This window comes from Streptomyces sp. JLBT605 (genome assembly GCF_058215555.1).
In genome coordinates, this window is the sequence record NZ_CM177087.1 from 2,740,859 (window position 1) to 2,759,542 (window position 18,684).

An 18,684-nucleotide genomic window follows, 5' to 3' on the forward strand; every position below is an offset into this window, starting at 1 on the left:
CGCCGAAGGGTGGTCCTCCTGTCCGGCATGCGGTGACCCGGCCGTCCGGCATGCGGTGGGGTTATCCCCCGTCACCTTCCTCCGATCGCCCTCATGGCGCCGGGTGCGGGTGGCGGGCAGTCTTGCCTTCATGATCGCCCGCGCCGCGTCCGATGACGCCGTCGAAACCGACAGACTGCCGCCGTCGCCCGTCCTCGTCTTCTCCCGGCAGACCTGGAAGGAGATCGGCTATCTGCTCGCCAACTTTCCAGTGTCCCTCGTGGCCTTCCTCTATGTGTCGCTCTGGCTGTACGCGGGGGTGGGGCTGTCCATCACCGTGATCGGCCTGCCGCTGCTCGCCGTCGGGCTGCGCGGCAGCCGGGCGTTCGGCCGGTTCGAGCGGGGCCGGGCGCGTCGGCTGCTGGCGTTGCGGATGGACGAGCCCAGCCCGCTGCCGCGCCCGGCGCGCGGCGGCTTCTTCCCCTGGCTGTGGGCGAGCCTGCGGGACCCGGTCGCCTGGCGCACCGTGCTGTACTCCCTGGTCCGGCTGCCCTGGGGGGTGCTGACCTTCGCGGTCATGCTGGTCTCGCTGGTCGTCGGCTGGCCGGTCCTGCCGTGGATCGCCCGCGCGCTGACCAACGTGGACCGGATGATGGTGCGCGGGCTTCTGTCGCCCTCCGATGAGCTGGAGCGGCGGATCCGGGAGCTGGAGTCGGGCCGGGGTGTGGTGGTCGACACCGCCGCCGCCGACCTGCGCCGCATCGAGCGCGATCTGCACGACGGGGCCCAGGCCCGCCTCGTCGCCCTCGCCATGGACCTGGGCCTGGCCAAGGAGAAGCTCCAGGAGGACCCCGAGGCCGCCGCCCGCATGGTCGACGAGGCCCACGGCGAGGTGAAACTCGCCCTCCAGGAGCTGCGCGACCTCGCCCGCGGCATCCACCCGGCGATCCTCACCGACCGCGGACTGGGCCCGGCACTCTCCGCACTGGCCGCACGCTGCACGGTGCCGGTGCGGGTCTCGGTCGACCTGGCGGACCGGCCGGCCGCCGCGATCGAGGGCATCGCCTACTTCACCGTCTCCGAGCTGCTGCAGAACGTCAGCAAGCACAGCCAGGCCCGGGGTGCGGAGGTGGAGCTGTGGCGGGCCCGGGACCGGCTCATGCTCCAGGTGCGGGACGACGGGCGGGGCGGGGCCACCACGTCCGGGGGCAGTGGGCTGGCCGGACTGGCCGAGCGGCTCGGCTCGGTGGACGGGCTGTTCGTCGTCGATTCCCCGATAGGCGGGCCCACCACGGTCACCGCCCAGCTGCCCTGGCGCGACCGCGAGGCCGGCCGCTGACCGCCCTGACCGGGCCTGACCTCGCCTGATCGGATCCGCCCGGGTAGGGCTAACCCCCCGGTGAAGACGCCTACCGGCCGCATGGTCCGGGCCCCTGGCATCCGACAGCCTGGAGGTACGCGAAGGGCGGCCGAGCCCGGAGTGGTGGAAGAGCCCGAAGCGGCGGAAGAACCGCACTGACAGACGACCGCACCGACATGCGGAGGACGGACGGAGAGATGGCCAGCGCATCGAGAGGTTACGGCCCGGATTCCGGTTATGACCGGGAGCCCCGGAGCCATGTGGTGCCCGCGGGGCTACGCGCGCCGTTCGAGGGGCGCACCTGGCGCGAGTTCCTCTACCACCTGATCAGCCTGCCGATGGCGCTGCTGTCCTTCGTCTACGCGATCACCATGCTGGCGCTCGGCGTGGGCCTGATGATCACCTTCCTGGGCGTGCCGGTGCTGGGCCTGGCCCTCGCGGGTTGCCGCGGGCTCGGCTACATCGAGCGGGCCCGGGCCCGGGCGCTGCTGGGGTTGCGGGTGGCCGAACCCGAGCCGGTGCGGAGCCTGCCCCGTAAGAACGGTGGCCGCGGGCTGGTGGCGTGGGTGGGCGCGCTGCTGCGGAGCGGCACCTCCTGGCGTCATGTGCTGTACGCCGTGCTCCACTTCCCGTGGGCGATCTTCGCCTTCGTCTTCTCGCTGACGCTGTGGGCCTACGGCTGGGCGGCGCTGACCTATCCGCTGTGGCAGTGGGTCTTCCCGAAGTACACGGACATGCCCGGTCTGCAGATCACCGGTGACGGGGACGGCGACGGCTTCTACCTGGACTCCCCCGCCGAGATCGCCCTCACCTGCCTGGCCGGTGTGCTGATCGTGCTCGCCGCACCCTGGATGATCCGGATGCTGACCCAGGTGGACCGGCTGATGGTGTCCGGGCTGCTCGGCCCGTCGCGGCTCGCCAGCCGGGTGTCGGAGCTGGAGTCGGACCGGGGTGTGGTGGTCGACACCGCCGCCGCCGACCTGCGCCGCATCGAGCGCGACCTGCACGACGGGGCCCAGGCCCGCCTCGTCGCCCTCGCCATGGACCTGGGCCTGGCCAAGGAGAAACTCCAGGAGGACCCCGAGGCCGCCGCCCGCATGGTCGACGAGGCCCACGGCGAGGTGAAACTCGCCCTCCAGGAGCTGCGCGACCTCGCCCGCGGCATCCACCCGGCGATCCTCACCGACCGCGGCCTGGGCCCGGCACTCTCCGCACTGGCCGCACGCTGCACGGTGCCGGTGCGGGTCTCGGTCGACCTGGCGGACCGGCCGGCCGCCGCGATCGAGGGCATCGCCTACTTCACCGTCTCCGAGCTGCTGCAGAACATCAGCAAGCACAGCCGGGCCCGCACCGGCGGGGTGGACGTGTGGCGGGCCGGGGACCGGCTCATGCTCCAGGTCACCGACGACGGGCGGGGCGGCGCGGGCACCACGGCGGGCTCGGGCCTGGCGGGGCTGGCCGAGCGGCTGGACGCGGTGGACGGGATCCTGGTGATCGACTCGCCGCCGGGCGGGCCCACCACGGTGCTGGCCGAGCTGCCCTGGCGGGCCTGACCCGGAGCGTCGGCCGCCGCCCTGAGGGCCCGCATGACCCGTGACCCGGGCGGCCGGCTGTCCCGGCGGCACACCGGCCCGGCGGCCCGCTGGCCCGCGGCCCGTTCCGGGTTGTCCACAGGCCGCAGCGAGGGCGTCCGAATCCTGGAATGCTGGACCCCAGTAACGGATCACATTGGGGGCAGCGAACGTGGAAGACAGGGTGCGGGTGGCCATCGCCGAGGATTCGGTGCTGCTCAGGGAGGGCCTGACCCGGCTGCTCACCGACCGCGGGCATGAGGTGGTGGCGGGCGTCGGGGACGCCGAGGCGCTGCTGAAGACGATCCGCGAGCTGGCCGACGAGGGCGCGATACCGGATGTGGTGGTCGCGGATGTGCGGATGCCTCCCACCCATACGGACGAGGGCGTCCGGGCGGCGGTCCGGCTCCGGCGCGACCACCCGGGACTGGGCGTGCTCGTGCTGTCACAGTACGTGGAGGAGCAGTACGCCACCGAGCTGCTGGCCGGTAGCAGCCGGGGCGTCGGCTATCTGCTCAAGGACCGGGTGGCCGAGGTGCGGGAGTTCGTCGACGCGGTCGTGCGGGTGGCCCGCGGCGGCACCGCGCTGGACCCGGAGGTCGTCGCGCAGCTGCTGGGGCGCAGCCGGAAGCAGGACGTGCTGGCGGGGCTGACCCCGCGCGAGCGGGAGGTCCTCGGTCTGATGGCCGAGGGGCGCACGAATTCCGCGATCGCCAAGGCGCTGGTGGTCAGCCACGGCGCGGTGGAGAAGCACGTGAGCAACATCTTCCTGAAGCTGGGCCTGTCGCCCAGCGACGGGGACCACCGCCGGGTGCTGGCGGTGCTGACGTACATCAATTCCTGACCCGGGGGCCGGCTCTCCGGCCGGGCCCCGCGCCCGGCCGGCCGGCTGACTGGCCAACTGGCTGACGGCCCGTCAGTCAGGGCTCGGCCGCCGATCGGTCGAGCGCTGGTCGTAGCACCAATGGAGGAGTGGCCAGCTCCGCTGGAGTGTCACCCCAGGGGGTGATCAGAAAGTGACAAAGCATGACATAAAGCTGTTCAAATGCGTCGTCCAGCATGCGATCCACTCAAGGAAGGGGACCCTTACCGACGTACGATGGTGGTGAGGCAACCGGTCGGCGCGTCTCGTCGAGGAGGCGCCGCCCCTAGGGAGGTCCGAAGCAGTGACCAGCCAGGTCAGTAGCCCGGCCGAGCAGGCCGAACCAACCGAGCAGCAGGGCGAGCCATCGCTCGTCGGGGGACAGCGGCAGCCAGACGGCGGCACCAAGGAGATCCGCCGCCTGGACCGGGTGATCATCCGGTTCGCCGGTGACTCGGGTGACGGTATGCAGCTCACGGGCGACCGGTTCACCTCGGAGACGGCGTCATTCGGAAACGACCTGTCGACCCTCCCGAACTTCCCCGCCGAGATCCGCGCGCCGGCCGGCACGCTGCCGGGTGTCTCGAGCTTCCAGCTGCACTTCGCCGACCACGACATCCTCACCCCCGGTGACGCCCCGAACGTGCTGGTCGCGATGAACCCGGCGGCACTCAAGGCCAACCTCACCGACCTGCCGCACGGCGCCGAGATCATCGTCAACACCGACGAGTTCACCAAGCGCGCCATGGCCAAGGTCGGCTACGAGGCCAACCCGCTGGAAGACGGCACGCTCAGCGCCTACCGCGTCCACCCCGTCCCGCTGACGACGCTGACGGTGGAGGCACTCAAGGACTTCGACCTCAGCCGGAAGGAGGCCGAGCGCAGCAAGAACATGTTCTCCCTCGGCCTGCTGTCGTGGATGTACCACCGGCCGACGGAGAGCACCGAGGCGTTCCTGAGGAAGAAGTTCGCCAAGAAGCCGGAGATCGCCGAGGCGAACGTGACGGCCTTCCGGGCCGGATGGAACTTCGGCGAGACCACCGAGGACTTCGCCGTCTCCTACGAGGTCGCCCCCGCCACGACCGCGTTCCCGCCCGGCACCTACCGCAACATCTCCGGCAACCTCGCCCTGTCCTACGGCCTGATCGCCGCCTCCCAGCAGGCCGATCTGCCGCTGTATCTGGGGTCGTATCCGATCACCCCGGCCTCCGACATCCTCCACGAGCTGTCCCGGCACAAGAACTTCGGGGTGCGCACCTTCCAGGCCGAGGACGAGATCGCCGGCATCGGCGCTGCGCTGGGTGCGGCGTTCGGCGGGTCGCTGGCGGTCACCACCACCTCCGGCCCCGGCGTGGCGCTGAAGTCCGAGACCATCGGCCTGGCCGTGTCGCTGGAACTCCCGCTGCTGGTGGTGGACATCCAGCGCGGCGGGCCCTCCACCGGACTGCCGACCAAGACCGAGCAGGCCGACCTGCTCCAGGCCATGTTCGGGCGGAACGGCGAGGCGCCCGTGCCGATCGTCGCGCCCCAGACCCCCGGCGACTGCTTCGACGCCGCGCTGGAGGCGGCCCGGATCGCGCTGACCTACCGCACCCCGGTCTTTCTGCTCTCCGACGGCTACCTGGCCAATGGCTCCGAGCCGTGGCGCGTCCCGGACATCGACGAACTGCCCGATCTGCGCGTGCAGTTCGCCACCGGCCCCAACCACACCCTGGACGACGGCACCGAGGTCTTCTGGCCCTACAAGCGCGACCCGCAGACCCTGGCACGGCCGTGGGCGGTGCCGGGCACCCCCGGCCTGGAGCACCGGATCGGCGGCATCGAGAAGCAGGACGGCACGGGGAACATCTCCTACGACCCGGCCAACCACGACCACATGGTCCGCACCCGCCAGGCCAAGGTGGACGGGATCCAGGTGCCCGACGTCACCGTCGACGACCCCGACGGCACAGCGCGCACCCTGGTGCTGGGCTGGGGCTCCACCTACGGGCCCATCACCGCCGCCGTCCGCCGCGTCCGCCGCTCCGGGGGCGCGGTGGCCCAGGCCCATCTGCGCCACCTCAACCCCTTCCCCGCCAACCTCGGTGAGGTGCTGGCCGGGTACGACAAGGTCATCGTCCCCGAGATGAACCTCGGCCAGCTCGCCACCCTCATCCGGGCGAAGTACCTGGTCGACGCCCGCTCCTACACCCAGGTCCGTGGCCTGCCCTTCAAGGCCGAGCAGCTCGCTGATGTGCTGAAGGAGGCCATCGATGACTGAGACGATGGAAGGGACCCCGGCCTTCGAGGCGCTGTCCCTGGTGCCCAAGGCCGAGGGCAAGCAGACCATGAAGGACTTCAAGTCCGACCAGGAAGTGCGCTGGTGCCCCGGCTGCGGCGACTACGCGGTCCTGGCCGCCGTGCAGGGCTTCATGCCCGAGCTCGGCCTGGCCAAGGAGAACATCGTCTTCGTCTCCGGCATCGGCTGCTCCTCCCGCTTCCCGTACTACATGAACACCTACGGGATGCACTCCATCCACGGCCGGGCCCCGGCCATCGCCACCGGGCTGGCCTCCTCCCGGCGGGATCTGTCCGTCTGGGTCATCACCGGCGACGGTGACGCGCTGTCGATCGGCGGCAACCACCTCATCCACGCCCTGCGGCGCAACGTCAACCTCAAGATCCTGCTGTTCAACAACCGGATCTACGGGCTGACCAAGGGCCAGTACAGCCCCACCTCCGAGGTCGGCAAGATCACCAAGTCGACCCCGATGGGCTCCCTCGACGCGCCCTTCAACCCGGTCTCGCTGGCCCTGGGCGCCGAGGCGTCCTTCGTCGCCCGCACCATCGACTCCGACCGCAAGCACCTCACCGAGGTGCTGCGCCAGGCAGCCGCCCACCCCGGCACCGCCCTGGTGGAGATCTACCAGAACTGCAACATCTTCAACGACAACGCCTTCGAGGCCCTGAAGGACAAGGACCAGGCCCAGGAGACGGTGATCCGCCTGGAGCACGGCCGGCCCATCCGCTTCGGCGTCGACGACACCAAGGGCATCGTCCGCGACCCGGCCACCGGCGATCTCCAGCCGGTCACCGTCACCGCGGAGAACGAGCACCGCATCCTGGTGCACGACGCGCACAGCGCCTCCCCCACCACGGCGTTCGCGCTCTCCCGGCTCGCCGACCCCGACACCCTCCATCAGACCCCCATCGGTGTCTTCCGCGACGTGCGGCGTCCGGTCTACGACACCGAGATGGCCGACCAGCTCGACACCGCCATCGAGCAGCGCGGCAAGGGCGATCTGGCGGCCCTGCTGGCCGGCACGGACACCTGGACCGTCGTCGGCTGATCCACCTCTGCCCCCTACGGGTCACCCGGCGGGTGCCCGGCCGGAACTCCCCGAGATCCGGCCGGGCACCCGCTTTTCCGTCTCCTCTCCGCCGACACACCCCACCCGCTGTCATGACCGTAATGTGGTACGGGAATGACATCGGGCCGCTCCAGGCGCTACCTTCGACAGGTCGCCATGCCACGGGGAGGTCCATGTGAAGCCGAAGAACGACCAACGCTCCGGTCTCGCATACGGCTTCTCGGCTTATGGCATGTGGGGGCTCTTCCCGCTCTACTGGCCGCTGCTGGAACCCGCGGGCGCCGGCGAGATCCTCGCCCACCGCATGGTGTGGTCCCTGGTGGTCGCGGTCGGCATCCTGTGCGTACTCCGCCGCTGGGCCTGGCTGCCCCGGCTTCTCCGGCAACCACGGCGGTTGGCCGCCATCGTGCTGGCCGCCGCGGTCATCTCCGCCAACTGGGGCATGTACATCTGGGCGGTCAACTCGGGCTATGTGGTCGAGGCCGCGCTGGGGTACTTCATCAACCCCCTGGTCAGCATCACCTTCGGGGTGGTGGTGCTGCGCGAGCGGCTGCGGCCGGGCCAGTGGGCGGCGGTGGGCATCGGCGCGGCGGCCGTGGTGGTGCTCACCCTCGGATACGGCCGGCTCCCCTGGATCGCGCTCACCCTCGCCCTCAGCTTCGGCACCTACGGGCTGTTCAAGAAGCAGGTCGGACTGGACGGGCCGGAGTCCTTCGCCGCCGAGACCTCGGTGCAGTTCCTGCCGGCCCTGGGCTATCTGGTCTTCATGGGTGCGCGAGGTGACTCCACGCTGGTCAGCGAGGGCATCGGCCACACCCTGCTGCTCATGAGCACCGGCGCCATCACGGCGGTGCCGCTGATCTGCTTCGGCGCGTCCGCGGTGCGGCTGCCGCTGTCCACGATCGGGCTGATGCAGTACCTGGCGCCGACCTTCCAGTTCCTGATCGGGCTGGTGGTCTTCCACGAGTCCATGCCGCCCGAGCGGTGGGCCGGGTTCGCTCTCGTCTGGCTCGCCCTGGCCGTGCTGACCTGGGACGCGCTGCGCACCGCGCACCAGGGCCGGCTGGCCCGCGCCGAGGCGCTCCAAGCCGAGGCGCTCCAGGCCGAAGCGGCGCAGGCCGAAGCGGCCCGTACCGAGCCCGCGCAGGCCGAGGCGGCGCAGGCAGCGGAGGCGCAGGCAGCGGAGGCGCAGGCAGCGGAGGCGGCGCAGGCCGGGCCGGGCGTCAGGCCGTGATGTCCCGGCTGGTGAAGCGCGCCCAGGCCGCCGAGCCGAAGACCGCCACATAGAGCGCCTGGAGGCCCAGGTTCTTCATCACCTGGTCCCAGTAGACCGGGTCCCGCAGCACGTCCGCGAAGCTCAGCCAGTAGTGCGGGAAGAGGTAGGGGTGGATGACGTGCAGCTGCGGGATGTTGTCGAGGATCTGCGTGATGACCAGCAGCCCGACCGTCGCCGCCATGGCCGCGATGCCGCTGCTGCTGAGGGTGGAGATGAACAGCCCCACGGCCGCGATGCCGGTCAGTGAGGCCGCCACCAGGCCGGCGATCGCGGCAGCGCGCAGCAGCCCCTCCCCCATCGAGATCCGGGTGCCCGAGATCAGCGTGACGTCACCGAGGGGGAAGAACAGCGCGCCGACGCTCAGCGCGGTGACCGCCACCACCACCGTGGCGGCCAGGCAGAAGGCCATGATCGAGGTGAACTTGGCGAGCAGCAGCCGGGTGCGGCCGGCCGGGGCGACCAGCAGATAGCGCAGCGTCCCGGCGCTCGCCTCGCCGGCGAGGGAGTCGCCCGCGACGACGCTGATCGCCATCGGCAGGAAGACCGGCAGGGTCGCGGCGAGCGAGGCGAAGACCAGGAACAGGCCGTTGTTGGTGACCTGGGTGATGAACAGCGGTCCCTCGCCGTCGCCGCCGCCGACCGTGCCGCCGTTCCGGGTCTCGATCTTCACCGCGATGCCCATGACGATCGGCAGCACGGCCAGCACCCCGAGCAGGGCCAGGGTCCGCCAGCGCCGGAAGGTGATGGCCAGCTCGCTGCGGAAGAGCGCGAGCGCCCACAGCGGGCTGACGCGCTCCCGGGCGGCCGGGACCGCACGGGCCGCCGGCAGCACGGTGTCCATCTCAGCCTGCGACATCGAAGCCCTCCCCGGTCAGTGCCACGAAGACGTCCTCCAGCGAGGCCCGTTGGGTGCCGAAGGCCCGCACCCGCACGCCGGCCCGCACCAGGGCGGCGTTGAGCTCGGCCAGGTCCAGCGGCGGCTCCCCGGGGCCCGCCGCGCCCTCGGCGGAGGCCGGTCCGGCGGTGGGCAGCTCGCCGGTGATCCGTTCGTCCAGGACGACGAGGTCCGTCACGCCGTGCTCCTTGAGGACGCGGACCGCCTCGGAGGGGTCCGGGGTGGTGACGGACAGCCGCCCCTGGCTGGCCGCGACCAGCTCGGCGACGGTGCCCTGGGTGATGAGCCGGCCCTGCGTCATCACCGCCGCATGGCTGCACACCTGCTCGATCTCATCCAGCAGGTGGGAGGAGAGGAAGATCGTGGTGCCGTCGTCGGCCAGCTCCCGGACCAGGGTGCGGATCTCCCGCATGCCCTGCGGGTCGAGGCCGTTGGTCGGCTCGTCGAGGACGAGCAGCTCACGCGGCTGGAGCAGGGCGGCGGCCAGCCCCAGGCGCTGCTTCATACCCAGCGAGTAGGCGCGGGCCTTCTTGCCCGCGGCGGCCGCCAGGCCGACCCGCTCCAGGGCCGCGGCGATCCGGGCGGGCCGGGTGCGGGGGTCGGCGGTGGGGTCGGCGGCGTCGAAGCGGACGAGATTGTCCCGGCCGCTGAGGAAGCCGTAGAGGGCCGGGCCCTCGATCAGGGCACCGACCCGGGGCAGCACGCTGCCGGCCGCGCGCGGCATCGGCTCGCCCAGCAGCCGCGCTCCGCCGGAGGTGGGCTCGATCAGGCCCATCAGCATCCGGATGGTCGTCGTCTTGCCCGAGCCGTTGGGCCCGAGGAAGCCGAAGACGCTGCCACGCGGCACGGTCAGGTCGAGCGAGTCCACGGCTAGCTGGCCGCCCCGGTACCGCTTGGTGAGGCCGCGCGTCTCGATCGCGGCATCCCCTGCCGATGGTGGAGCGGGTGTCATGCCGGCAGGCGGCTTCTCCAACGGGCTCCCTTTCCTCCGGCCGTCGGCCGGCTCTCGCTGTGCTGCGCCGCCCGGTCGCGGTGCCCGGCGGCCCGGCGGTGCGTTTGGTACGTCACCGCCGGGCCGCCGGGCGAGCGTCGGGCGATCCGGTGTACGTCGCCGCGGGGCGGCTACTTCGCCGCGTCCGCGGCCTTGATCAGGGCGTCCTTGTCGACCGCGCCGACGAAGACCTTGCCGTCGTCGGTCAGCAGGGCGTTGACCAGGCGGGTGTGGAACACCGTGCCGGAGCCGAAGTCGCCGCTGACCTTGTCGCCCAGCTTGCCGAGCAGATCGGTGGCGGCGCCCGCCTCCTTGGAGGACGCGCCCGCACCGAGGGGCGCGCCGCCGGGCAGCTTCAGCTCGGCGATCGAGCCCCAGCCCTCACCGGTGACGTTCAGGCCGCTCAGGCTGCCGGACAGGTCGTCGGCGGCGCTCGCCAGCTCCTGCTGCTCCGGAGCGAGCTCGGCCTTGTGCTTCTTCGCCTCACGGTCCAGGTCACTCTGCTCGGTGACCTTGGTGCCCTGGGGCGGGGTGAACTCAAAGCGGCTCGCCGACGGCTTGCCGAAGTCGACGTCGGTGAAGCCGACGTCGATGGCCGCCTTGCCGCCGCTCTTGGGGGTGAGGGTGAACTTCAGCGGCACGCCGTTGTCCGCGTCCACCGCGATGCGCACCGCGCCGATGGTGGAGTCGCCGCTCCGGGGCTTGATCAGCAGCTGGTAGGCGTCCCGGCCGGCGACCTTGGCCGTGCCGTCGACCGAGACCTCGGTGGTGCCGTCCGCGGCGGCCAGCGCCTGCTGGGCCAGGTCGCGCGGGGTGGCGTCCCGCAGGTCCTGCGGCAGCTCGGGCTTCTTCTCGCCCTTGGCGGCCGGGGCCTTCGGGGCCGCCGCGTGGTAGGCGGTGTTGCTCGCGCTGTCGTACGCCCAGACCTCGCCGGCGTTGTGGATGACGCTGTACTCGGCGGCGTCCTCGATCAGGGACACCCGCTGCTTCTGCGGGCCGTCCACGGCCAGCCGCAGGGTGTGCGAGCCGGACGCCAGCTCCGGGAGCTTGGCGGTCGGCGAGGCAGCGCCCTTGCCGTCCTCGCCACCGCCGAGGGAGGCGCCCCCCGGCAGCGACGGTATGCCCAGGTCGGCGGTGATCTTCACCGAGCCGGAGAGCTGCTGGGCGTCCGATGCGGCGATCTTGGCGATGAGCTCCTCCGCCGAGACCTTCGGCAGGTCGGGGTCACCGGAGTCGGCGAGTGCCGGGACGAGCCCGATCGTCGCCGCCGCCACCCCCGCCACCGCGACCGGAAGCGCGTACCGGGCGGCCTTGCGGCGCCGGGCGGGCTGTCCGTCGGCCCAGTAGTCGTCGTCGGCGACCTGTGTCGGTCGGATCCGTGCCATGTGTGCTCTACCTCCGTCGTCGGCGGCGGTCGTCAGCCTCGCACTCGTCCACCCATCGGGTCATCGTCACCCGATCCGCCGTGTGGTGGTGTGTATCCATCCCACCAAACGGCGCCCTACGACGCGTCAGCCCTCGGGCGCAGCTTTGCGTACTGCCGAGGTATGACATCCCCCCACCGCCGTACGGACGCGCGCGCACGGCGACGGCACCGACCCCTTAGGGGTGTTCGGGTGTTCGGGTATCCGGGGTCCGGTCATCCAGGGCCCGGTGCGCGGGACCCGGGTAGCCGGAGTCCGCGAGTCCGGTGGCGTCTCGCCGGGAGGTGAGGAGCGGCGCGGAGCGGCGACGTACGGTCAGCCGGCCCGGTGCACCACGGCGTCGCAGAGCGCCTCCAGCGCGCTCTTCGCCGGCCCGGCGGGCAGCGGCTCCAGCAGCGCGCGGGCGTCCGCGGCGTAGCGGATGGTGTCCCGCCGCGCCTGCTCCAGCGCCGGATGGCGGCGCAGCCTGCGCAGCACCTCGGCGTGGCGGCCGTCGTCCGTCAGGTCGCCGTCCAGCAGCTCGCACAGCTCCCGGTCGTCCGGGGAGCCGCTCGCCGCGGCCAGGGCGCGCAGCCGCAGCACCGGCAGCGTGGGGATGCCCTCGCGCAGGTCGGTGCCGGGCGTCTTGCCGGACTCGTGGCTGTCGCTGGCGATGTCCAGCACGTCGTCGGCGAGCTGGAAGGCGGTGCCCAGCCGCTCGCCGTACTGGGTGAGGATGTTGACCACGGACTCGTCGGCGCCGGACATCATGGCGCCGAACCGCCCGGAGACGGCGATCAGCGAGCCGGTCTTGCCGGCGATGACATCGAGGTAGTGGTCGACCGGGTCGCGGTCGGGCCCGGGCCCGGCGGTCTCCAGGATCTGGCCGGTGACCAGCCGCTCGAACGCCTCGGCCTGGATGCGGACGGCCTCCGGGCCCAGGTCGGCCAGGATGTGCGAGGCGCGGGCGAAGAGGAAGTCGCCGGTCAGCACGGCCACCGAGTTGCCCCAGCGGGCGTTGGCGCTGGGCACGCCGCGGCGCACCGCGGCCTCGTCCATGACGTCGTCGTGGTAGAGCGTGGCCAGGTGGGTCAGCTCCACGACGACGGCCGAGGGGACCACCCGGGGCGCGTGCGGGTCGCCGAACTGCGCCGCCAGCATCACCAGCAGCGGGCGGAAGCGCTTGCCGCCGGCCCGGACCAGGTGCTGCGCGGCTTCCGTGATGAACGGCACGTCGCTCTTGGTGGCCTCCAGGAGGCCCTCTTCCACGGCCACCAAACCGGCCTGGATGTCGGCTTCCAGAGTCTGGTCCCGCACGCTCAGCCCGAAGGGCCCTACGACGGTCACGAGAGGTACTCCTGTCTGCCTACGATCACCGGAATGTCGATGTGTCGCTGTCTCCACTGACAGGCAGCGTATCCGGTCGAGTCTCGATCACCGTGGGCGCCTTCCCGGCTCGCGCGCTCTGTCGCGTACATCACCGCCGGATGCATCGGTTCCGCGGGGTCCCGGTCCGACCTCTCCCGCCGGCACCACCCCGCCGGACCTGCGCGTCCGCCCGTGCGTCCGCCCGGTCCGGCCCGCCTTGCGTCCGCCTCCCGTCCGCGTTCCCGTGCACGTCACCGTCCGCGTCTCCACTGGGGTCACCACCCGCGCCACTGTCCGGATATCGATCACCCAAGACCGCTCATCGGCCACGTCGTACTCTGTGCCCGGCCATGTGTCCGGCCACCACGGTGACGAGGAGAAGGCGAGGCAGCATCCCATGCCGCAGCAGAGCCCGCTCGACCTGCCAGAAGGCGACCCCTTCGGCCCGCACAACCTCCCCTACGGCGTCTTCAGCACACCCGACGACCCGCAGCACCTGCGCGTCGGGGTCCGCTTCGGGGACCATGTGCTGGACGCGGCCGCCGCCGCGGCCGCGCTCGGCTCCGCGCACGCCGGGCTGCTCGACCAGCCGGTCCTCAATCCGCTGCTCGCCGCCGGCCGCCCGGTCTGGCAGGCGGTGCGCGCTGCGGTCCGCGACTGGCTCACCAACCCGGCGCACCGCGCCACCGTCGAGCCGCTGCTGATCCCGCTGGCCGACGCGGTCCTGCACCTCCCGCTGGAGGTGGCCGACTACGTGGACTTCTACGCCAGCGAGCACCACGCGACCAACGTGGGCCGGATGTTCCGCCCGGAGGGCGACCCGCTCACCCCCAACTGGAAGCACCTGCCCATCGGTTACCACGGCCGCGCCGGCACCGTGGTGGTCTCCGGCACCGAGGTGGTCCGCCCGCACGGCCAGCGGCTGCCGGCCGGCACCGAGACCCCGGCCTTCGGCCCGACCCAGCGACTGGACATCGAGGCCGAGGTCGGCTTCGTGGTCGGCACCCCCTCCGCGCTCGGCGACCGGGTGCCGCTGGGCTCCTTCCGCGACCACGTCTTCGGCGTGACCCTGCTCAACGACTGGTCCGCGCGGGACATCCAGAGCTGGGAGTACCGGCCGCTGGGCCCGTTCCTCGGCAAGTCGTTCGCCACCTCGATCTCGGCGTGGATCACCCCGCTGGACGCGTTCGACGCGGCCCGCACCAGCCCGCCGGCCCGCGACTTCCCGCTCCTGGAGTACCTCGACGACTCGGACGAGGAGCCGGGCGGGCTGGACATCTCCATCGAGGTGGCGATCAACGGGCACACCGTGGCCCGGCCGCCGTTCTCGGCGATGTACTGGACGGCCGCCCAGCAGCTGGCCCATATGACCGTCAACGGCGCGTCGCTGCGCACCGGCGACCTGTTCGCCTCCGGCACGGTCAGCGGCCCGCGCCCCGAGGAGCGCGGCTGCCTGCTGGAACTGACCTGGGGCGGCCGCGATCCACTGGAACTCCCCGACTCCAAGCGGACGTTCCTGGAGGACGGCGACGAGGTGACGCTGTCGGCCTGGGCGCCCGGCCCCGACGGCACCCGGATCGGGCTCGGTGAAGTGACCGGCCGGATCGTCCCAGCCCGGTAACAGCCCAGGCAGCGAGGACGGTCAGCCACCGACGCCCTGGTAGCTTGGCGTGTCCTGCTCACTTCAGAAAACGGAGTTCCACGTGCGTAAGGCAGCACAGATCACGGGGGCGGCGCTCATCGCCGCTGTGCTGGTCACCGGTTGTTCCAGCGACAAGAAGGACAGCAAGGGCTCGGGCAGCAAGGGCGTGATCGGTGGCCAGACCACCGGCGGCTCCACCGGCGGCACGACCACGGGTGGTACTACCGGCGGCGACGGTACGGTGAGCGGCAGCTACATCTCGCAGTCCGGAGGCGAGACCCGCTCCCTCTACATCCAGGGCGAGATGGCCGGGTTCGCCTCCAAGGTGGGACAGAGCTGCACCGGCAAGTACGCCGACCAGACCCTGACCCTGACCTGCCCTGACGGCTCGACCGAGTTCTCCAGTGGCAAGGTGGCCGTGGCCGACGGCGGCAAGTCCCTGACGGTGACCTGGTCCGGGGGCGGGAGCGACACGTTCAGCAAGCTCGACACCGGCAGCTTGCCGACCGGCGACGTGCCGACCGACCTGGACGTCCCGACCGGCGACATCCCGACCGGTCTCACGAACTCCGGGGGCTCCGCGGGCGTCCCCGGCTGACCGTCGCCCCCAGCGTCACACGAGCCCCCCGGCGCCTGGCGCCGGGGGGCTCGTCGCGTTCGTTGCGTCCCTCAGCGCACGAACACCCCGGCCTGCGAGGCCAGATCGAGGAAGTACTGCGGCGCCACGCCCAGCACCAGGGTCACCGCGACGCCGATCGCGATGGCCGACGAGGTCAGCGCGCTGGGGACGGCGACCGAGGGGCCGTCGGCCTTCGGCTCGCTGAAGAACATCAGCACGATGACGCGGATGTAGAAGAACGCGGCGACGGCCGAGGAGATCACACCGACCACCACCAGCGCCCCGGCGCCGCCCTCCGCCGCGGCCTTGAAGACCGCGAACTTGCCCGCGAAGCCCGAGGTCAGCGGGATGCCCGCGAAGGCCAGCAGGAAGACCGCGAAGACCGCGGCCACCAGCGGCGAACGGCGGCCCAGCCCCGCCCACTTGGACAGGTGGGTCGCCTCGCCGCCGGCGTCCCGGACCAGGGTGACCACGGCGAACGCGCCCAGCGTCACGAAGGAGTAGGCGGCCAGGTAGAACAGGACGGAGGAGATGCCGTCCTCGTTGGTCGCGATGACACCGGCCAGGATGAAGCCCGCGTGGGCGATCGAGGAGTAGGCGAGCATCCGCTTCACATCGGTCTGGGTGACGGCGACGATCGCGCCGCCCAGCATGGTGAGGATCGCGACGCCCCACATCACCGGGCGCCAGTCCCAGCGCAGGCCGGGCAGCACCACGTACAGCAGGCGCAGCAGCGCGCCGAACGCGGCGACCTTGGTGGCGGCGGCCATGAAGCCGGTGACCGGGGTCGGCGCGCCCTGGTAGACGTCCGGGGTCCACATGTGGAACGGCACCGCGCCGATCTTGAACAGCAGGCCCACCAGCACCATCGCGCCGCCGATGAGCAGCAGCGCGTCATTGCCCATGGTCTGCGCCAGTGCCGGGTCCATCCTGGTGACCTCGCCGTCGACCACGTCGGCGATCCCGGAGTAGCCGACGGTGCCGGCGTAGCCGTAGAGCAGCGCGATGCCGAAGAGCAGGAAGGCCGAGGAGAAGGCGCCGAGCAGGAAGTACTTGACGGCGGACTCCTGGGACAGCTGCCGCTGGCGGCGGGCGAGCGCGCACAGGATGTACAGCGGGAGGGAGAAGACCTCCAGCGCGACGAAGAGGGTCAGCAGGTCGTTCGCGGCGGGGAAGACCAGCATGCCGGCGACGGCGAACAGCAGCAGCGGGAAGACCTCGGTGGTGGTGAATCCTGCCTTGACCGCGGCCTGTTCGGCCTCGCCGCCGGGGACGGCGGCGGGCTGGGCGGCGAAGGAGTCGACGTGGTTGCCGTGCGCCGCCGGGTCCAGCCGCCGTTCGGCGAAGGTGAAGACCGCCACCAGGGAGACCAGGAGAATGGTGCCCTGGAGGAAGAGGGCCGGGCCGTCGACCGCGATGGCGCCCATCGCGGCCACCCGGGCCTTGGAGGTGCCGTAGTCGCCGGCCGCCAGGGCGATGACGGCGGCGAACGCGGCGGCCAGTGAGACCACGGAGAGGAAGAGCTGCGCGGTGTAGCGGTTGCGGCGCGGCAGGAACGCCTCGATGAGGATGCCGGCGACGGCGGCGCCCAGGACGATCAGCACCGGGGAGAGCTGGCCGTACTCGAAATGCGGCGTCGGGATCTTCTCCGGCGCCGGGGCCGACGTCGTCCACAGGCTGTGGACAAGCGGAGCGCTGGTCACTTGGCACCTCCGGGAGCGTGGTCACCCTGCGGGGCACGGGCACCCTCGGGGCGGTGGCCGGACTCGCCCGCGTCCGCGACGGGGTGATCCGGTGCGGGGTCCTGTTTGTCGACCACCGACAGGGTGTGGTCGACCGCCGGGTCGACGATCTCGGTCACCGGCTTGGGGTAGACGCCGAGGAAGAGCAGCAGCGCGATCAGCGGGGCGACCACGGCCAGTTCCCGGGGCCGCAGATCCGGCATCCCGCGCACCTCGTCCTTCACCGGCCCGGTCATCGTCCGCTGGTAGAGGACCAGGACGTACAGCGCGGCCAGGACGATGCCGGTGGTGGCGATGATCCCCAGCGCCGGATAGCGGCTGAAGGTGCCCACCAGCACCAGGAACTCGCTGATGAACGGGGCGAGTCCGGGCAGCGACAGGGTGGCCAGGCCACCGATCAGGAAGGTGCCGGCCAGCACCGGGGCCACTTTCTGCACCCCGCCGTAGTCGGCGATCAGCCGCGAGCCGCGCCGGCTGATCAGGAAGCCGGCGACCAGCATCAGCGCGGCCGTCGAGATCCCGTGGTTGATCATGTAGAGGGTGGCGCCGCCCTGGCCCTGCGAGGTCATCGCGAAGATGCCCAGGATGATGAAGCCGAAGTGGGAGATCGAGGCGTAGGCGATCAGCCGCTTGATATCCCGCTGACCGACCGCGAGCAGTGCCCCGTAGATGCTGCTGATGACGGCCAGCACCAGGATCACCGGGGTGGCCCACTTGCTCGCCTCGGGGAACAGCTGGAGGCAGAAGCGGAGCATCGCGAAGGTGCCGACCTTGTCGACGACGGCGGTGATCAGCACCGCGACCGGTGCGGTCGCCTCCCCCATCGCGTTGGGCAGCCAGGTGTGCAGCGGCCACAGCGGCGCCTTGACCGCGAAGGCGAAGAAGAAGCCGAGGAAGAGCAGCCGCTCGGTGCCGGTGCCGATCTCCAGCTCCCCGGAGGCGCGCGCCTCGGCGATGCGCTGGAGCGAGAAGGTGCCCGTCGACAGGTCGTCGTTGGTCACCACGAACAGCCCGACCACCGCGGCCAGCATGATCAGCCCGCCGGCCAGGTTGTAGAGCAGGAACTTCACCGCCGCGTAGGAGCGCTGAGTGGCCGACTCCTCCTCGCTCCGGCCGCCGGCCCGGTCCCCGAAGCCGCCGATGAGGAAGTACATCGGGATCAGCATGGCCTCGAAGAAGATGTAGAAGAGGAAGACGTCGGTGGCCTCGAAGGAGATCACCACCATCGCCTCGACCATGAGGATCAGCGCGAAGAAGCCCTGCGTGGGCCGCCACCGCCGGTTGGGCCGGGCCTCTTCCAGGGGGTCGGCGTCATGCCAGCCCGCCAGGATGACGAAGGGGATCAGCAGCGCGGTCAGCGCGGTCAGCGCCACCCCGATGCCGTCCACGCCCAGCTCGTAGCGGACCCCGAAGTCCTTGATCCAGGCGTGGGATTCGGTGAGCTGGTACTGGCCGCCGTCCGGGTCGAAGCGGATCAGCGCCACCGCCGCCAGCACCAGCGTGGCGAGCGAGAAGCCCAGCGCAATCCACTTCGCGGTGGCCCGCTTCGCCGCGGGGGTGGCGGCGGTGGCGATCGCGCCGACCGCCGGCACCACGGCCGTGGCCGTCAGCAGAGGAAATGACATG

At 71.6% G+C, this 18,684-nt stretch carries 14 protein-coding genes; 8 read left to right on the top strand and 6 right to left on the bottom strand.

Going from position 1 to position 18,684, the window contains the following annotated elements:
• The first annotated feature begins 130 nt into the window (after nt 1-130).
• The 6 genes from AC4BDD_RS12015 to rarD all read left to right on the top strand — a co-directional run bounded on the left by AC4BDD_RS12015 (nt 131) and on the right by rarD (nt 8,356).
• Nucleotides 131-1,318 carry a sensor histidine kinase gene (locus AC4BDD_RS12015; RefSeq protein ID WP_490690988.1) on the top strand — a complete coding sequence of 396 codons (1,188 nt, stop codon included), beginning with the start codon at nt 131-133 and terminating at the stop codon, nt 1,316-1,318.
• Nucleotides 1,319-1,536: 218 nt separating this feature from the next.
• Nucleotides 1,537-2,892: a sensor histidine kinase gene (locus AC4BDD_RS12020; RefSeq protein ID WP_490690989.1), complete on the top strand. Its 1,356-nt coding sequence runs from the start codon at nt 1,537-1,539 to the stop codon at nt 2,890-2,892.
• 202 nt (nt 2,893-3,094) lie between these two features.
• Nucleotides 3,095-3,754 carry a response regulator transcription factor gene (locus tag AC4BDD_RS12025; RefSeq protein WP_490691749.1) on the top strand — a complete coding sequence of 220 codons (660 nt, stop codon included), beginning with the start codon at nt 3,095-3,097 and terminating at the stop codon, nt 3,752-3,754.
• 322 nt (nt 3,755-4,076) lie between these two features.
• Complete coding sequence (locus AC4BDD_RS12030; protein ID WP_490690990.1) at nt 4,077-6,032, top strand: 2-oxoacid:acceptor oxidoreductase subunit alpha; 1,956 nt, start codon at nt 4,077-4,079, stop codon at nt 6,030-6,032.
• Nucleotides 6,025-7,101: a 2-oxoacid:ferredoxin oxidoreductase subunit beta gene (locus AC4BDD_RS12035; protein WP_490690991.1), complete on the top strand. Its 1,077-nt coding sequence runs from the start codon at nt 6,025-6,027 to the stop codon at nt 7,099-7,101. The genes AC4BDD_RS12030 and AC4BDD_RS12035 overlap by 8 nt, the downstream gene beginning before the upstream one ends.
• Before the next feature lie 196 nt (nt 7,102-7,297).
• Nucleotides 7,298-8,356 (top strand): EamA family transporter RarD, encoded by a 1,059-nt coding sequence (gene rarD / locus AC4BDD_RS12040; RefSeq protein ID WP_490690992.1) that lies wholly within the window; start codon nt 7,298-7,300, stop codon nt 8,354-8,356.
• Here the strand turns inward: rarD and AC4BDD_RS12045 are convergent.
• The 4 genes from AC4BDD_RS12045 to AC4BDD_RS12060 form a co-directional block, all read right to left on the bottom strand.
• Nucleotides 8,346-9,254: an ABC transporter permease gene (locus AC4BDD_RS12045; RefSeq protein ID WP_490690993.1), complete on the bottom strand. Its 909-nt coding sequence runs from the start codon at nt 9,252-9,254 to the stop codon at nt 8,346-8,348. The genes rarD and AC4BDD_RS12045 overlap by 11 nt on opposite strands.
• Complete coding sequence (locus AC4BDD_RS12050) at nt 9,241-10,245, bottom strand: ABC transporter ATP-binding protein (protein WP_490690994.1); 1,005 nt, start codon at nt 10,243-10,245, stop codon at nt 9,241-9,243. The genes AC4BDD_RS12045 and AC4BDD_RS12050 overlap by 14 nt, the downstream gene beginning before the upstream one ends.
• Before the next feature lie 170 nt (nt 10,246-10,415).
• On the bottom strand, nt 10,416-11,669 hold the full coding sequence (locus tag AC4BDD_RS12055; RefSeq protein WP_490690995.1) for a LolA family protein: 1,254 nt from the start codon (nt 11,667-11,669) through the stop codon (nt 10,416-10,418).
• 354 nt (nt 11,670-12,023) lie between these two features.
• Nucleotides 12,024-13,034: a polyprenyl synthetase family protein gene (locus AC4BDD_RS12060; RefSeq protein ID WP_490690996.1), complete on the bottom strand. Its 1,011-nt coding sequence runs from the start codon at nt 13,032-13,034 to the stop codon at nt 12,024-12,026.
• Nucleotides 13,035-13,452: 418 nt separating this feature from the next.
• Between AC4BDD_RS12060 and fahA the strand changes: the two genes are divergently transcribed.
• Entirely contained in the window at nt 13,453-14,676 is a 1,224-nt protein-coding gene (gene fahA, locus AC4BDD_RS12065) for a fumarylacetoacetase (protein WP_490690997.1), read from the top strand.
• A gap of 82 nt (nt 14,677-14,758) precedes the next feature.
• On the top strand, nt 14,759-15,295 hold the full coding sequence (locus AC4BDD_RS12070) for a hypothetical protein (protein WP_490690998.1): 537 nt from the start codon (nt 14,759-14,761) through the stop codon (nt 15,293-15,295).
• A gap of 71 nt (nt 15,296-15,366) precedes the next feature.
• On the opposite strand, the gene nuoN is transcribed toward AC4BDD_RS12070, so the two are convergent.
• Together nuoN and AC4BDD_RS12080 are read right to left on the bottom strand one after the other, a co-directional pair.
• Nucleotides 15,367-17,019 (bottom strand): NADH-quinone oxidoreductase subunit NuoN, encoded by a 1,653-nt coding sequence (gene nuoN, locus AC4BDD_RS12075; RefSeq protein WP_490690999.1) that lies wholly within the window; start codon nt 17,017-17,019, stop codon nt 15,367-15,369.
• Nucleotides 17,016-18,683: an NADH-quinone oxidoreductase subunit M gene (locus tag AC4BDD_RS12080; RefSeq protein ID WP_490691000.1), complete on the bottom strand. Its 1,668-nt coding sequence runs from the start codon at nt 18,681-18,683 to the stop codon at nt 17,016-17,018. The genes nuoN and AC4BDD_RS12080 overlap by 4 nt, the downstream gene beginning before the upstream one ends.
• Nucleotide 18,684 lies beyond the last annotated feature (1 nt).

Coding starts and splice junctions, on each gene's coding strand:
- AC4BDD_RS12050 (WP_490690994.1), bottom strand. CDS start 10,245: ATGACACCCGCTCCACCATCGGCAGGGGATGCCGCGATCGAGACGCGC.
- AC4BDD_RS12080 (WP_490691000.1), bottom strand. CDS start 18,683: ATGTCATTTCCTCTGCTGACGGCCACGGCCGTGGTGCCGGCGGTCGGC.
- AC4BDD_RS12015 (WP_490690988.1), top strand. CDS start 131: ATGATCGCCCGCGCCGCGTCCGATGACGCCGTCGAAACCGACAGACTG.
- AC4BDD_RS12035 (WP_490690991.1), top strand. CDS start 6,025: ATGACTGAGACGATGGAAGGGACCCCGGCCTTCGAGGCGCTGTCCCTG.
- AC4BDD_RS12020 (WP_490690989.1), top strand. CDS start 1,537: ATGGCCAGCGCATCGAGAGGTTACGGCCCGGATTCCGGTTATGACCGG.
- AC4BDD_RS12045 (WP_490690993.1), bottom strand. CDS start 9,254: ATGTCGCAGGCTGAGATGGACACCGTGCTGCCGGCGGCCCGTGCGGTC.
- AC4BDD_RS12055 (WP_490690995.1), bottom strand. CDS start 11,669: ATGGCACGGATCCGACCGACACAGGTCGCCGACGACGACTACTGGGCC.
- fahA (WP_490690997.1), top strand. CDS start 13,453: ATGCCGCAGCAGAGCCCGCTCGACCTGCCAGAAGGCGACCCCTTCGGC.